A 14,279-nucleotide genomic window follows, 5' to 3' on the forward strand; every position below is an offset into this window, starting at 1 on the left:
GCTTGCATCCTAGGCAGGCTAATGGCTGGTTTAAAGATCCATCTGGCAGCCATTTCATAGGTCCAATATGTCGCCTGTCTCACCGCCCTTGTCATTCAACCCCGCCGGTATTGAGTTGGACCGCCGCCAAGGGCTGACGCGTCAACTGTATGAAGCCCTGCGCCAGCGCGTGCTGGACGGGCGGCTGGTCAGCGGCACGCGCTTGCCGGCTACCCGTGACTTGGCGGCAGCATTGTCGATTTCCCGTAACAGCGTGGTGCGCGCCTATGACCAGTTGTATGCGGAGGGGTTTATTGAGAGTCGGGTCGGTGACGGCACTTACGTAGCCCAATTGCCCACGGCTAAAAAACTATCCACAAAAGTATCCACAGGGTTATCGACAGGCTTATCCCCAGCTTTATCCACAAAATGGGCCAACTTACCCCAAGATCTGGACAGTGAAGTTATCCACAGCGGGGGCTTGGCGCAGATAAAAACCAATCATCTGCCCCAACCTCCTGCGGGACCGCCACGGGCATTTCGGGTAGGCGTACCGGCGTTCGATCTATTCCCATTTGAGGTATGGGCCAAGCTGAACGGGGCGTTTTGGCGCAAGCCGGACCTGGAACAACTCTGTTACGGCGACCCGGCTGGCGACGGTCGCCTGCGCGGTTTGATCGCCGCCTACCTGCGTAGCTCACGGGGCATGCAGTGCACGGCTGAACAAATAGTGATCACCAGTGGCGCGCAGCAGGCGATCAGCCTTTGTGCACAGTTGCTGGTAGAGCGCGGTGACGGCGTGGCGGTGGAAAACCCTGGCTATCGCGCAGCCGGGCATGCGTTCGCCCTGGCGGGCGGAAAGTTGCACGGCGTGCCGGTGGATGGCGAGGGCATTGATTGCCAGGTGCTCAACACCCTGCAGGGCTGCCGTGTGGCTTACGTCACCCCGTCCCATCAGTATCCGTTGGGGGTGGTGATGAGCCTGGCGCGGCGCCTGGAATTGCTCGCCTGGGCCGAGCGCACGGGTGGCTGGATCATCGAGGATGACTACGACGGCGAGTACCGTTACAGCGGTGCACCGTTGTCGCCCTTGGCGGCCCTGGATCGTAGTGGGAGGGTGCTCTACGTCGGTACTTTCGGCAAGGTGGCGTTTCCCGCGTTGCGCCTGGGCTATCTGGTTTTGCCTGTGGGACTGGTGGACGCATTCTCCCGGCGGCGTGCGGTGGACATGCGCCATTCCGAAGTGAGTACCCAGGCGGTGATGGCCGAGTTCATGGCGGCCGGGCATTTCCAGCGGCATATCCGGCGTATGCGCCGAGCCGCACTCAGTCGGCGTAACGCATTGCTGAACGGCTGGCCAAGCGAGCTGCCTGGCGTGGACAACCTGCCAAATACGGCCGCAGGGTTGCACCTTACCGTGCGGGTGGACAGCCTGGCCCGCGAACACCAATTGGTGGAGCAGGCCCGCGCCGTGGAGGTGGAGGTCAATGGCCTGAGCAGCTATTGGCTACCCGACTCCAGCACCCCGCCCGATCAGCGTGCCGGGCTGGTGCTGGGGTTTGCCGCAGTGCCGGAGGCGGCGATCAGCCAGGCGTTGGGTCGATTGCGCGAGGCCTGGGCAGGTTAGGCGGCGGGCTTAGGCGGTATAGCGTTGAGGAACAGCTACGTCTGTGGCCGAAGTACGCGAGTCAACTACCTACCGACACACCGCAAGGCTGGCCCTTTACCTTGGCGTTGATAGCCGGGGCATTGTGCTTGCGGCGCCTAAGGTCTTCAAAGGTGATTGATCATGCCTGGTTCCACTGTTTTCGACCCTTTTATGCTGCATGTCTGTCAGATGTTCGCGTTACGCCCCAGCCTGAAATCGCTGGCGATTACCCAAGCGCAGATTGATCAGCGCTATCACACCGTGCTCGATACCTACGTTGAAAAACTGATCGTGTTTTTTACACAGCCCACCACGGGCGGTGTAAGCCGTTGGGGCCGTCTGGCTCACTTGCTTGAACAGAAACTGCTCCAGGCCAGTGTGTCGCACGCGCACGCCAGCGTTCGTAACATGATTCGCAGCGTGTTGTATTACCCCGACAGCGGCTTGCGTGATGAGCAATTGGATGTGCTGTCCCCCAAGGTTTACCTGGTTGAGCGTCATGGCTGCCAGGCACTGGCGATCAGTCGGGACAACGACAAGGCGTTGGTATTCACGCTGGCCCGGGGAGTCGAAGTGTTCGACAGTGTCGCATCGCTGAGGCAGCAAACGGGACTGCTGCTGGACGCCAGCGAGCGCCTGGAACATGACGTGTTCGAAGGTTGGGCGCTTGGCGCGCTGGAGATGGCGATCCAGCGTATCGAAAGGGTCGATTTGAGCCAGTTTCCAGATCTGGAGCAATTGGATCGCCAGTTGGCTTGGGCGTCACGCTTTTGGGATTTCCTTGAGCCCCAGGTGCAACAGGATAAGCAGCGCTATGAGTTGGAGGCACAGTTGCCACCCTGGTTGAAGAACGCATCGCCCGAAGGCCGCTTGGCCTATAGCCGGTGCCTGGAGAGGATGGCCGTAATCCATAAACGATTCAAGGGCACGAGTTTTCTCGACAACCTGCCGCCTGAGAAAGCGCTGCTCAACGATGTGCAAACCGAAGAAGGCGGTGAATGTCGGCAGCGAGTGGCTGACCAGCTAGTCGTGCACCTGCGTCGCCTGGCCCTGGAATGCGCATTGCAGGGAGTGGGCGGTGTTACGTTTGACGGGTATCGAATCCTTTATGCCGCGACGCAATTCTTCATTCCACACCGTCAGCTAAACGATGTGCCCATGGTGTTCAGGCCATTGAAGGATGAGAGCGGGTACCTCGTGGGGCCACCCGCGGGCCAGCCGGGGCCTTGGATGGTGGTGCGGCTATGGTCGCAACCGGTGATGCAGCAAACGCAGGTTGAGCTCGCGACGGGCGCGGCGTTGACCGACCCTCTCACGGCCTTGTACCTCGCCTGCATTGAGCGCTGGTTGCCCCTGGCAGAACCGAAGGCGACGCAGTATGGCGCGGGCTGGACGCGCTCGCAGTTGATGTTGCCAGTACTTGAACACCCTTTGCAGACCGTGGCGCGCCTCGGTCAAATCGGCGGCAACCTTCAGGGGGCTTGCGAAGCAGAGCCAGACTGGCGATGTGAAGTCAGTTTGCTGCGCAACGTGGCCCTGCTGCTGGTATGCCCAGGCACGCTGCAGCCCGATGAGGTTCACGCTGCGCGTCCCAGGGTCAAACGTCTGGACAGCGCCTGGGCCGGTGCTCGTCAGGTGCTGTCAGTGAAGCAGCAAGACCAATTGAGTTCTCTGCGGCGTACGTCGCCGACCCTGGCGGAACGGGTGACGAGCGGTATTCATAAAGGGCTGCACCGTCTCAGAAACGGGGCGAACACCTTGCTGGAGACGGTGATCTACAACAAAGACGAGAACCACTTCAACGTTTTGTCGAACAATCAACTAGTGATTTCCTTCAATCCGGTCGTCGAACACCAACTCGTCGACAACCCCCATCAACCGGTCCATTACGGGCCCTACATCGCGCCCGATGCCGATGATCAGTGGCATATTCAACGCGCACCCAGACTCAAACGCGATAGCCCGGCAGCCCTTCAGGCGATGGAACGGGGTAACGCCCTGGGTCTCACATTTTCCACGCTATTGAGCGATGCAGAGCGCCAATCACGCATGCCGGGCACGTTGGCGGTGGAAGTGGAGGAGCGACTGGAGCGCAACGCCTCGGCGTTTGATGGGGCGGCAAGTGCCATTCGCAACGCGCGTGGCAATGCCGCGCTTGCCAGCCAATTACAGGCTCAAGCGCTGCTGTTGCGCGCTAAAGGCCGAGCGCTACGGATCGAAATGACACGCCAGAGTCAAACGCCAACGGTGGGCGATGTGCAGTACCTGCTTGCGCAGCAGGTGGTCCGTATCCGTCGCCTTGAAGGTCGGGTCCCCGAAACGATTGAGGGTAAGACGGATTACTTGCAGGAGTATGAGGTTCAGGACCTCAGCGCAGGCAATAAGCCTCTGTGGTATGCGCATTTTCACTATGCCAGCCTGCACGCCGCTGACCAGCAACCGACTGCCGCTCACCTGAAAACGGCGGCCCAGCGCAGGCTGGGCCGCGAGTATGAAAACAAGACCGGCCAAAGGGTTTATCGCGGGCCCCTTGCCAATGCGGCGGCTCGCCAGATTTTCCTGGGGAGCCCCGTGGCTTGAGAGGCGACGCTTGTTACGTGCCCGACTTGATCTTGGTCCAGGCCCGCGTCCTGGCGCGCTCCGCATCTCGGCCCAGAGGCTTCAAGGTATACAGCGTGGCCATCGCCGCCTCGGTGGGGTACAGGTTGGGGTTGTTGCGGATCGCGGCATCGACCTGCTCGGTAGCGTCCTTGTTGGGGTTGGGGTAGCCGACAAAATCGCTGATCGGCGCGATCACCTGGGGTTGCAGCAGGTAGTTGATAAAGGTGTAGGCGTCTTGCGGGTTCTTGGCACCCTTTGGAATGGCGAGCATGTCGAACCAGATCGGCGCACCTTCTTTAGGCAGGCGCATGTCCACGGTCACGCCGTTCTTGGCCTCTTTGGCGCGGTTGGCGGCCTGGGAGAAGCTGCCGGAATAACCGACGGCGACGCAGATGTCACCGTTGGCGATGTCAGCCATGTACTTGGAGGAGTGAAAGTAGGTGATGTAGGGGCGGATCTTCATCAGCAGCGCTTCGGCCTTGTCATAGTCCTTGGGGTTGCTGCTGTTGGGGTCCAGGCCCAGGTGTTGCAGGGCCAGCGGCAGGATCTCGGACGGCGAGTCCAGCAGCGCGACGCCGCACTGCTTGAGCTTGCTGATGTTTTCTTCCTTGAAGATCAGGTCCCAGCTGTCTACCGGAGCATCGGCGCCCAGCGCCGCCTTGACCTTGTCCGGGTTGAAGCCGATGAGGATGGTGCCGTACATGTAGGGCACGGCGAATTTATTACCGGGGTCGTTGGCTTCGATCAGCTTCATCAGCTTGGGATCGAGGTGTTTCCAGTTCGGCAACTGACTGCGGTCCAGCGGCTGGAACACGCCGGCTTCGATCTGCTTGGCCAGGAATACATTGGACGGCACCACCACGTCATACCCGGAGTTGCCGGTAAGCAGCTTGGCTTCCAGGGCTTCGTTGGTGTCGAAGATGTCGTACACCAGTTTGGTCTGGGTGTTCTGCGCCTTGAAGTCTTCCAGTGCCTTGGGCGTGATGTAGTCGAACCAGTTGTAGACCCGCAGGGTTTTCTCTTCGGCGTGGGCCACGCCGCTGATAACGGCGGCACAGAGGACGAGCGACTTGAGCATGTTCATTGGGCAGCCCCTTCAAAACCTTCAAGAACGTTGACGGCATTGATGCCGATTTCTTCCACGGCGTAGCCGCCTTCCATCACGAACAGCGTGGGTTTGCCCAGGCCCGCGATGCGTGCACCCATCGCCAGGTAATCCGGGCTGTCGAGCTTGAATTGCGAGATGGGATCGTCCTTGAAGGTATCCACGCCCAGGGACACGACGATGATGTCGGCGCCATAACGCTCGATCTCTGCGCAGGCTTCTTCAAGCGCGGCACTCCAGCGCTCCCAGTCGGAACCGGCCGGCAGCGGATAGTTGAAGTTGAAACCTTCGCCCGGGCCTTCACCCAATTCGTCCGCATAGCCCAGGAAGAACGGAAACTCCGCCTCGGGATGGCCGTGGATCGAGGTGAAGAGCACATCGCTGCGCGCGTAGAAAATCGACTGGGTACCGTTGCCGTGATGGTAGTCCACATCGAGGATCGCGACCTTTTTGTAGCCCTGGTCGAGAAAGGCCTGAGTGGCAATGGCGGCGTTGTTGAGGTAGCAATAACCGCCCATCAAGTCGCTGGCGGCGTGATGTCCTGGTGGTCGGCACAGGGCGAAGGCACTGTGGGCACCTTGCGCGATGGCCTGCTGCGCCGTGAGGGCAACTTGCGCTGCACTGTAGGCGGCTTGCCAGGTGCCGGCAGTGATCGGCGCGCCGCCGTCGAAGCTGTAGTAACCGAGCTGCCCGTGCAGGCTGGTGGGCAATACGCGGCGCAAGGTGCGGGCGGGCCAGGTGTAGGGCAACAGGTCGCCGTCCTGGCCGAATTCGGTCCAGCGCGCCCAGGCACCCTGGAAGAAGTCCAGGTAGTCGCGGCTGTGGATGCGTTGCAACGGCGCCAGGCCGAAGTCCTGCGGAGCCTGGACCGGGCCCAGCTCACGGTCCTTGACCCGTTGCAGCACGTGGTCGGCACGCGAGGGCATTTCGAAGCAGGGCATCAGTTGCCCGTCCATCAATTCACAGCGGCCGTGGTGCAGGTGGTGATCGTCCGAGTAGATCGTCAGCATATTGTTGTTCTCCGCAGGCGTTATCGGTGCATGCAGTCTTGCTGGCGGCGGGTGTTATGAGAACGGCAAGAGCGGCCAAAAGGGGATAAATATGGCCAGATTGTCTGTCCGCAATTCGCCCCTCAATAGGGCATCATGCGCGAAATTGGCTCGGCGCCACGCCGCTCCAGCGCACGAAGGCGTGCCGGAAACTCGCGGTTTCACTGAAACCCAACTGCTCGGCAATCCGGTAGATAGGCCACTGGTCTTGCGCCAGCCATTGCTTGGCGCGTTCGAAACGCAGCTCATCGAGCAGTTCCTGGTAGCTGCAGCCCAGGTCATGCAAGTGTCGGCGCAGGGTGCGCGGCGAACAGTTCATCTGTTGGGCCAGCCCCTCCAGCCCGGGTGCGGCATGCAGTTGCGCCGCGAGCAATTGGCGGATTCGCCCCAGCCACGCCTCGCGCCCGGTGAATTCGGTGTTCTGTTTGCGGCAGCGCTCGGTCATGGCCTGGTGGGTCACGGTGTCGGCCAGGGGCAAAGGCTGGGTGAGCCAGCGTTTATCGAAGGCGAACGCATTGGCGGTGGCCTGGAACTGCAGCGGGCAGTCGAAACTCTCGGCATAGCGCGCTTGATAATCCGGCGCGTCGTGCTCAAAGCGCGCGCCCAGCAAGGGCAGTGGGTGGCCGAGCAGGTCGTCGCAGATGACCTTCAGCGAGCCCAGGCACAGCTCGACATTGAAGGCGGTCAGTGCCGGGTTCTCGCGGTAATCGCCAGCGGTGAACCAGATACGTTCGCCGTCCTCTTCCAGGCTCAGCTCGAAGAGTGTTCCCAACAGCGCCGGATAACGCAGCGCCAGGCGCAAAGCGTCACCGAAAGTGGCACTGGTGAGCAGGGCGTAGCCAAGCATGCCGTAGGACGAGACGTGCATTCGCCGTCCGACGATCAGGCCGATATCGCGCTGCAGGGCCACGGCATTGGCGCACACCTGCATTTCCTGGTGCGTGGCGATGCGCGTGTCGGCGCGGTTCAAATCCGCCGCACAGATACCACTGCCGGCCAGGAGCGCCTCGGCGGGCCAGCCTTCGGCCTTGAACGTGCTGAGCACCAGTGAGACGGCATTGAGGGTGGTGAGGTGGGAGTGCAGCATGGGAACTTCCAGCCAGGGGAGGCTGGAAGGACAGCAAGTTATATGCCGCTCAGCTCAGTTCGCCGCACAGGTCCAGCTCCACCAGGCGCCGCACCTCGCTGGTGAGCAGCCCGGCACCGAGCAGGGCCTGCAGCTTGCCGAACACTGCTTCGCGGGTCATGCCGCCACCGGACAACACGCCGACGCCGCGCAGGCGACTGCCGGCTTCGTACACGTCCAGCTCCACGCCGCCCTCATGGCATTGGGTGATTGCCACCACGACCACGTCAAGGTCCTGCGCACGCTTGAGGCTTGCGAGGAACGCCGGGTTATCGCTCGGCCCGGTGCCGCTGCCAAAGCACTCCAGCACCAGCGCCTGGATGCCGCTGTCGATCAGTGCATCCAGTTGCCCGGCGGCGATGCCCGGCACCAGCGGCAGCACGCCCACATTGGCCAGGGCTTTGGGCTGGCGATAATCCAGGACGGCGGGAACTGCGTCGGCCTGGGCCACGCCGCCATTGCGCTGCAAGGCTGCAAACGGATGGCGACCAAAGCTGCGGATCTTCGCGCAATGGGTGGGCGCCATCAGCGCGCCGTGGAAGTACAGTTGCACGCCCGGTGCCAGGCCTTGGCCCAATGCGGTGAGCGCGCCGCTGACATTTTCCCACGCATCGCTGTCCGGCACGCCGGCGGGCAACATCGAGCCGGTAAACAGCACCGGTGCCGGCAGGCCCAGCAGTTGGAAGCTCATGGCCGCCGCGCTGTAGGCCAGGGTATCGGTGCCGTGCAGGATCAGTACCGCGTCGCAGCCTTCATCCACGGCCTCGACCACGGCGGTGCGCAGGCGCTGCCAGTAAGCGGGGGTCATGTTGGCGCTGTCGATCAGCGGCGACATTTCCCGGAAGCGCCAGGCGGGCAGTTGTTCGTTGGCAAGCTGTTCGCGCATGCGTGCTTCGAAACCGGATGCGGGCGCCAGGCCATTCGCGCTGGCCTGCATGCCGATGGTGCCGCCGGTGTAGAGCACCATCACGTTGTTAGCTGATTGCATCGAAAAATCTCCTGAACGAAAAACGCCGCCGGGCCCAGAGCATGCCCAAGGCCGGACGGCGTGTCATCTATCTAGGCTGACTGCGCTTAGCGTTGCGCTTGAGCGTTCAGTTCAGCCGATGCTTGAGCCGCTGGCCCAGGCTTCACCGGATTCGCCGGCCAGGCCTTGCGGTCCAGGTCCAGGTCAGGGAATTGGCTGGAGTCGAACACTGGAGTCTTGATGCCCGCTGCGCGCTGGTTGTCGTAGTCGTTCAGGATGCGCATGGCGATCTTGAACAGGAACGCCAGGGCGAACAGGTTGACGAACGCAAGCAGGGTCATGGTGATGTCGGCAAAGGCGAACACGGTGCTCAGGTTCTCGATGGAGCCCCAGAAAATCAGCACCAGCACCAGCGCACGGTAGCCCATCAGTACTTTGCGGTTGTTGCCCACCAGGAAGCGCAGGTTGCTCTCGCCGAGGTAGTAGTTGTACATGATCGAGGTGAACACGAACAACGCCAGGGCCACCGAGATGAACATGCGGCCCCAGTCGCCGACCACGGCCGCCAGGGAGTTCTGGGTCAGGGCAATGCCGTCGCCTTCGAAGCCCGGGGTGTAGAAACCGGAAAGCAGGATCAGCAACGCGGTGCAGGTGCAGATCACGAAGGTGTCGAGGAACACGCTGAACGCCTGGACCACGCCTTGGGCGATCGGGTGTTCTACCGAAGCCACTGCCGCCACGTTAGGCGCACTGCCCAGACCGGCTTCGTTGGCGAACACGCCGCGCTTCACGCCCATGATGATCGCGCTGCCTACCAGGCCACCGAAGGCTTGGTCGAGGCCGAAAGCGCTCTTGACGATGGTCGCGAGCATGGCCGGCACGTGGTCGAATTGCAGCACGATCACGTAGAGCGTCACGGCGATGTAGACCAGGGTCTTGACTGGCACCAGCAGGTCGGCGATCGAGGCGATGCGCTTGATCCCGCCGATGAACACCAGGCCGAGCAATACCGTCAGGGCCAGGCCGGTGTAGGTGGTGTCCAGGCCGAAAGCGTTGTTCAGCGAATGGGTCACGGCGTGGGCTTGCAGGCCGTTGAAGGCGAAACCGAAGGTCACCAGCAGCAGGAACGCCATGACCATGCCCAGCCAGCGCTTCTGCAGGCCGTGCTGGATGTAGTAGGCCGGGCCGCCACGGTAGGTGCCTTCCGCATCGGTGCGCTTGTACAACTGGCCGAGGGAGCATTCGATAAAGCTCGAGGACATGCCCACCAGCGCGGTGACCCACATCCAGAATACGGCACCGGGGCCGCCCAGGGTCACGGCGATACCGACGCCTGCGATGTTACCGGCACCGACGCGGCCGGCGAGGCTGAGCATCAGCGCCTGGAACGAGCTGAGCTGGCCGGAGCTGCTCTTGAGGCTGTCTTTGAACACCGAGAACATGTGGAAAAAGTGGCGCAACTGAACGAAACGCGAGCGAATCGTGAAATAACCGCCGAGCCCGACAATGAGCACGATCAGTACTTTCCCTGAGAGGAAGTCGTTGATGACTTCGAGCATGGAGTGTTCCTCGCTGATTTTTCTAATGGCAAACGCAGGACGGTCCGACACGTCGTATGGCACCAGGCAGTGCACGACGCTTCGACCCCAATCCTTTTGCGGGTGTTGTTATTCATGCGGTTTCGCGCTGTCCAGGACCTCGTTATCCGGTCACTGACGCGAAGAGGGGCGGCACTATACCTAGGAGCGCGTGATCCGTCTGCACGGGCCGATTAAAGGTTTCACCAAAATGTTTTGCGCACGGCACATCTCCTGTGGGAGCCGGGCTTGCCCGCGATGAGGCCCGGTCAGTTGATAGTGTGGGTGCCTGACACACCGCATCGCGGGCAAGCCTGAACTGGCCTAATGCTCCCGGACACCTCTTAAGGGCGATATGATTCGCCCAATCAGGAGGTTCCATGCAAGAGCGAAAGACCTACACCCGCGAGTTCAAGCAACGTGCTGCAAGCATGGTTCTTGATGATAGCTGCTCAGTTCCTGACGTCTGTGCATCGATGGACGTTGGGCCTACGGCGCTGCGCCGTTGGATTGATCAGGTTCGCAAAGAACGTCAGAAAGGGCAGCCAGTGGCAGGTACTAAGGCAATCAGCGATGAACAGCGAGAGCTTCAACAGCTGCGAGCCAAGGTCAAGCGCCTGGAGATCGAGGCTGAAATCTTAAAAAAAGCTACGGCTCTCTTGATGTCGGATCCCGATCGTTTTTCCTGATCGAAGAGCTGAGAGAGTCGAGCTCATATCCGACCCGCCTTCTTTGTAGTGCGCTGAGCGTTTCCCGCAGCGCGTTTTATGACTGGCTTAAGCGTCGCTCAGCGCCGAATACCAAGCGTGATGCGCTTAGAGCAAAAGTCGTGCAACTGCATGACGAAAGCCGGGGAAGTGCAGGTGCGCGGATGATCTCTCAGCACTTGAAGGCCCAGCAGATCAAGGTGGGACGGCATCTGGCCGGAAAACTCATGGCAGAGGCAAATCTGGCCAGCAGACAGCGCCGCCGCCATCAGTATCGCTCTAGAGGCGTCGAAGCATTTGTGGCCAAGAACCTGCTCGAGCGTAACTTCGAGCCAACCGCAATCAATCAGGTCTGGTGCGGCGACGTTACCAGTCTGATGGTTGGTAAACGCTGGTATCACTTGGCAGCGGTCATTGATCTGTTCGCCCGCCGAATCGTTGGCTGGGCGTTCTCTCTGATCAATGACGCCAACCTGGTTAGCAGGGCGCTGAGAATGGCGGTGGAGGTTCGAGGTAAACATGCAGGCTTGATGTTTCATTCGGATCAAGGCTGCCAATACACCAGCCAGCTCTTTCAGTCCGCGCTGCTGGAGCATGGGATAACGCAAAGCATGAGCCGCAGAGGGCAGTGCTGGGACAACGCGCCAACAGAGCGTTTCTTCGGGACACTCAAATCAGAGTGGGTGCCCAATAAGGGCTACACGACAGTTGAAGAAGCCAGGCAGGATATGACTAGCTTCTTCATGCGATACAACCGAATCAGGCTCCACAGCTACAACAACTACCTGTCGCCAATAGCCATGGAGCAAAAAGCGGCATAAACACCGTAATCGGTGTCCGGGATGACTTGACCAGTTCAGCCCGGCTCCCACAAGGTCCTTCGGTGTTCGGTCGAGCGTATTTCAAGCAAAAAAAAGGGCCTGAAGAACGAGCCTTCAGGCCCTCAAAAGGTGAGAGGTGTCTAGTCCCTCAACCTGGTGAGCGGTGCAGCAAACGCTTAGGCCTTCAGCGGGACCAGGCGTGGGGCAATCATGTTTTCGGGGCGCAGGATGTCGTCGAGCATGGCGTCGTCGAGCAAGCCTTCTTCGCGCACCAGTTCCAGCACGCCGCGGCCGCTTTCCAGAGCGATACGCGCGATGCGGGTGGCGTTTTCATAGCCGATGTACGGGTTCAGCGCGGTGACCAGGCCGATGGAGTGTTCCACCAGTTCGCGGCAGCGGGCTTCGTTGGCGGTGATGCCGACGATGCAGTGCTCGCGCAGCATGTCCATGGCGCGTTGCAGCAGGCGGATCGAGTCGAAGATCTTGAAGGCGATCAGCGGCTCCATCACGTTCAACTGCAGTTGGCCGCCCTCGGCTGCCATGGTCAGGGCCAGGTCGTTACCGATGACCTGGAACGCAACCTGGTTCACGGCTTCCGGGATGACCGGGTTGACCTTGCCGGGCATGATCGAGCTGCCTGGCTGGCGGGCCGGCAGGTTGATCTCGTTGATGCCGGTACGCGGGCCGCTGGACAACAGGCGCAGGTCGTTGCAGATCTTCGACAGCTTCACCGCGGTACGCTTGAGCATGCCGGAGAACAGGACGAAGGCGCCCATGTCGGAGGTGGCTTCGATCAGGTCGGCGGCTGGAACAACCGGCTGGCCGCTGATAACGGCCAGGCGTTGTACGGCCAGGGCCTGGTAACGTGGGTCGGCGTTGATGCCGGTACCGATGGCGGTGCCGCCCAGGTTGACTTCGGTCAGCAGCTCGGGCGCCAGGGTTTTCAGGCGTGCCAGGTCTTCACCGAGGGTGGTGGCGAAAGCGCGGAATTCCTGGCCGAGGGTCATCGGCACGGCGTCTTGCAGTTGGGTGCGGCCCATTTTCAGCACGTGGCTGAATTCGACGCCTTTGGCGGCGAACGCCTGGATCAGGCTGTCGAGGCTGGCCAGCAATGCGTCGTGGCCCAGCAGCAGACCCAGGCGGATCGCGGTCGGGTAGGCGTCGTTGGTCGACTGCGCCATGTTCACGTCGTTGTTGGGGTGCAGGTACTGGTATTCGCCCTTGTTGTGGCCCATGGCCTCCAACGCGATGTTGGCGATGACTTCGTTGGCATTCATGTTGGTTGAAGTGCCAGCGCCGCCTTGAATCATGTCCACCACGAACTCTTCGTGGAAATCGCCGCGGATCAGGCGGGCACAGGCTTCGCTGATGGCAGCGTGCTTGGCTTCGCTGAGCTGGCCCAACTCGCGGTTGGCGTCAGCGGCTGCTTGCTTGACCATTGCCAGGCCGACCACCAATTTCGGGTAATGCGAAATCGGAACGCCCGAGAGGCGGAAGTTGTTCACCGCTCGCAGGGTCTGGATGCCGTAATACGCTTGAGCCGGTACTTCGAGTACGCCAAGCAGGTCTTTTTCGGTACGGAAAGATGCAGCGGAGGACATGACGGAAATCATCTCGATATGGACCCGGAACTGGCCGGAACGCTGCGAATGCTAGGCTTGTAGAACTTTTTGGGCCAATGCTGTTAAGCACTGGCCTATGCACAAACGGCATAATGTGAGTGTGACCCGGTTATCATGGCGGGCGTGTGTGCCAAAATGGTGCGTACCCACGGGAGGCAGTAATGAACCTTGAGAGCAAATGGCTGGAAGACTTCAGCGCCTTGGCGGCGACCCGCAGTTTTTCCCAGGCGGCGGAGCGGCGCTTCGTCACCCAGCCGGCGTTCAGCCGACGCATCCGCAGCCTGGAGGCCGCGTTGGGCCTGACCCTGGTCAACCGCTCGCGCACGCCCGTGGAGTTGACCGCGGCGGGGCAGTTGTTCCTGGTCACCGCGCGCACGGTGGTCGAACAGCTCGGTGAAGTGCTGCGCCATTTGCATCACCTGGAAGGCGGGCAGGGCGAGGTCATGCAAGTGGCGGCGGCCCACTCCCTGGCCCTGGGCTTCTTCCCGCGCTGGATCGCGCAATTGCGCAACGAAGGCCTGAACATCGCCACCCGGCTGGTGGCTACCAACGTGGGTGATGCCGTGCATGCGCTGCGCGAAGGCGGTTGTGACCTGATGCTGGCGTTCTATGACCCTGACGCGGCGATGCAAATGGACGCGGAAATCTTCCCGTCGCTGCACCTGGGCAATACCGAAATGCTCCCGGTGTGTGCCGCCGATGCCGACGGCAAACCGCTGTTCGACCTGGAAGGCGAGGGCAGTGTGCCGTTGCTGGCCTACAGCGCCGGTGCGTTTCTCGGTCGTTCGGTGAATTTGCTGTTGCGCCAGCGTGCGCTGCGCTTTACCACCGTGTACGAAACCGCCATGGCCGATAGCCTCAAGAGCATGGCGCTTGAGGGCTTGGGCATTGCCTGGGTGCCACAGTTGAGCGTACGCGCCGAGCTGGCGCGGGGTGAGCTGGTGGTGTGCGGCGGGCCGCAATGGCATGTGCCGCTGGAGATCCGCCTGTACCGCTGTGCACTGGTGCGCAAGGCGAATGTGCGGTTGTTGTGGCGCAAGCTGGAAGGTGGGGCCGCTGCCGAACGCGCTTGACTGT

Annotated in this window: 11 protein-coding genes; 5 read left to right on the top strand and 6 right to left on the bottom strand. The window is 61.3% G+C overall.

Annotated elements, in window-relative coordinates:
• Positions 1 to 67: 67 nt before the first annotated feature.
• Together BM70_RS0102065 and BM70_RS0102070 are read left to right on the top strand one after the other, a co-directional pair.
• Positions 68 to 1,606 carry a PLP-dependent aminotransferase family protein gene (locus tag BM70_RS0102065; RefSeq protein ID WP_025854450.1) on the top strand — a complete coding sequence of 513 codons (1,539 nt, stop codon included), beginning with the start codon at positions 68 to 70 and terminating at the stop codon, positions 1,604 to 1,606.
• Positions 1,607 to 1,768: 162 nt separating this feature from the next.
• Positions 1,769 to 4,207 carry a hypothetical protein gene (locus tag BM70_RS0102070; protein ID WP_025854451.1) on the top strand — a complete coding sequence of 813 codons (2,439 nt, stop codon included), beginning with the start codon at positions 1,769 to 1,771 and terminating at the stop codon, positions 4,205 to 4,207.
• 13 nt (positions 4,208 to 4,220) lie between these two features.
• Here BM70_RS0102070 and BM70_RS0102075 read toward each other — a convergent pair whose 3' ends face one another.
• The 5 genes from BM70_RS0102075 to BM70_RS0102095 all read right to left on the bottom strand — a co-directional run bounded on the left by BM70_RS0102075 (position 4,221) and on the right by BM70_RS0102095 (position 10,034).
• Positions 4,221 to 5,312 (bottom strand): polyamine ABC transporter substrate-binding protein, encoded by a 1,092-nt coding sequence (locus BM70_RS0102075; RefSeq protein WP_025854452.1) that lies wholly within the window; start codon positions 5,310 to 5,312, stop codon positions 4,221 to 4,223.
• On the bottom strand, positions 5,309 to 6,343 hold the full coding sequence (locus BM70_RS0102080; protein WP_025854453.1) for a histone deacetylase family protein: 1,035 nt from the start codon (positions 6,341 to 6,343) through the stop codon (positions 5,309 to 5,311). Before BM70_RS0102080 ends, BM70_RS0102075 begins: the two co-directional genes overlap by 4 nt.
• A 133-nt stretch (positions 6,344 to 6,476) precedes the next feature.
• A complete protein-coding gene (locus tag BM70_RS0102085) occupies positions 6,477 to 7,469 on the bottom strand; it encodes an AraC family transcriptional regulator (RefSeq protein WP_025854454.1) in 993 nt (330 codons plus the stop codon).
• A gap of 49 nt (positions 7,470 to 7,518) precedes the next feature.
• On the bottom strand, positions 7,519 to 8,496 hold the full coding sequence (locus tag BM70_RS0102090; RefSeq protein WP_025854455.1) for an asparaginase: 978 nt from the start codon (positions 8,494 to 8,496) through the stop codon (positions 7,519 to 7,521).
• Between the two features lie 86 nt (positions 8,497 to 8,582).
• Positions 8,583 to 10,034 (bottom strand): sodium:alanine symporter family protein, encoded by a 1,452-nt coding sequence (locus BM70_RS0102095; RefSeq protein ID WP_025854456.1) that lies wholly within the window; start codon positions 10,032 to 10,034, stop codon positions 8,583 to 8,585.
• 398 nt (positions 10,035 to 10,432) lie between these two features.
• Between BM70_RS0102095 and BM70_RS33495 the strand changes: the two genes are divergently transcribed.
• Positions 10,433 to 10,741, top strand: coding sequence for a transposase (locus tag BM70_RS33495; RefSeq protein WP_025854457.1), 309 nt, complete (start codon positions 10,433 to 10,435; stop codon positions 10,739 to 10,741).
• A gap of 8 nt (positions 10,742 to 10,749) precedes the next feature.
• Complete coding sequence (locus BM70_RS31045; RefSeq protein WP_256220865.1) at positions 10,750 to 11,580, top strand: IS3 family transposase; 831 nt, start codon at positions 10,750 to 10,752, stop codon at positions 11,578 to 11,580.
• Between the two features lie 176 nt (positions 11,581 to 11,756).
• Here the strand turns inward: BM70_RS31045 and aspA are convergent, their stop codons facing one another.
• Positions 11,757 to 13,181 carry an aspartate ammonia-lyase gene (gene aspA / locus BM70_RS0102110; RefSeq protein ID WP_025854459.1) on the bottom strand — a complete coding sequence of 475 codons (1,425 nt, stop codon included), beginning with the start codon at positions 13,179 to 13,181 and terminating at the stop codon, positions 11,757 to 11,759.
• A gap of 182 nt (positions 13,182 to 13,363) precedes the next feature.
• On the opposite strand from aspA, the gene BM70_RS0102115 reads away from it, so the two are divergent.
• Positions 13,364 to 14,275 (top strand): LysR substrate-binding domain-containing protein, encoded by a 912-nt coding sequence (locus BM70_RS0102115; RefSeq protein WP_025854460.1) that lies wholly within the window; start codon positions 13,364 to 13,366, stop codon positions 14,273 to 14,275.
• The last annotated feature ends 4 nt before the right edge of the window (positions 14,276 to 14,279 follow it).

This window comes from Pseudomonas sp. CHM02, from assembly GCF_000612585.1.
GTDB lineage: Bacteria > Pseudomonadota > Gammaproteobacteria > Pseudomonadales > Pseudomonadaceae > Aquipseudomonas.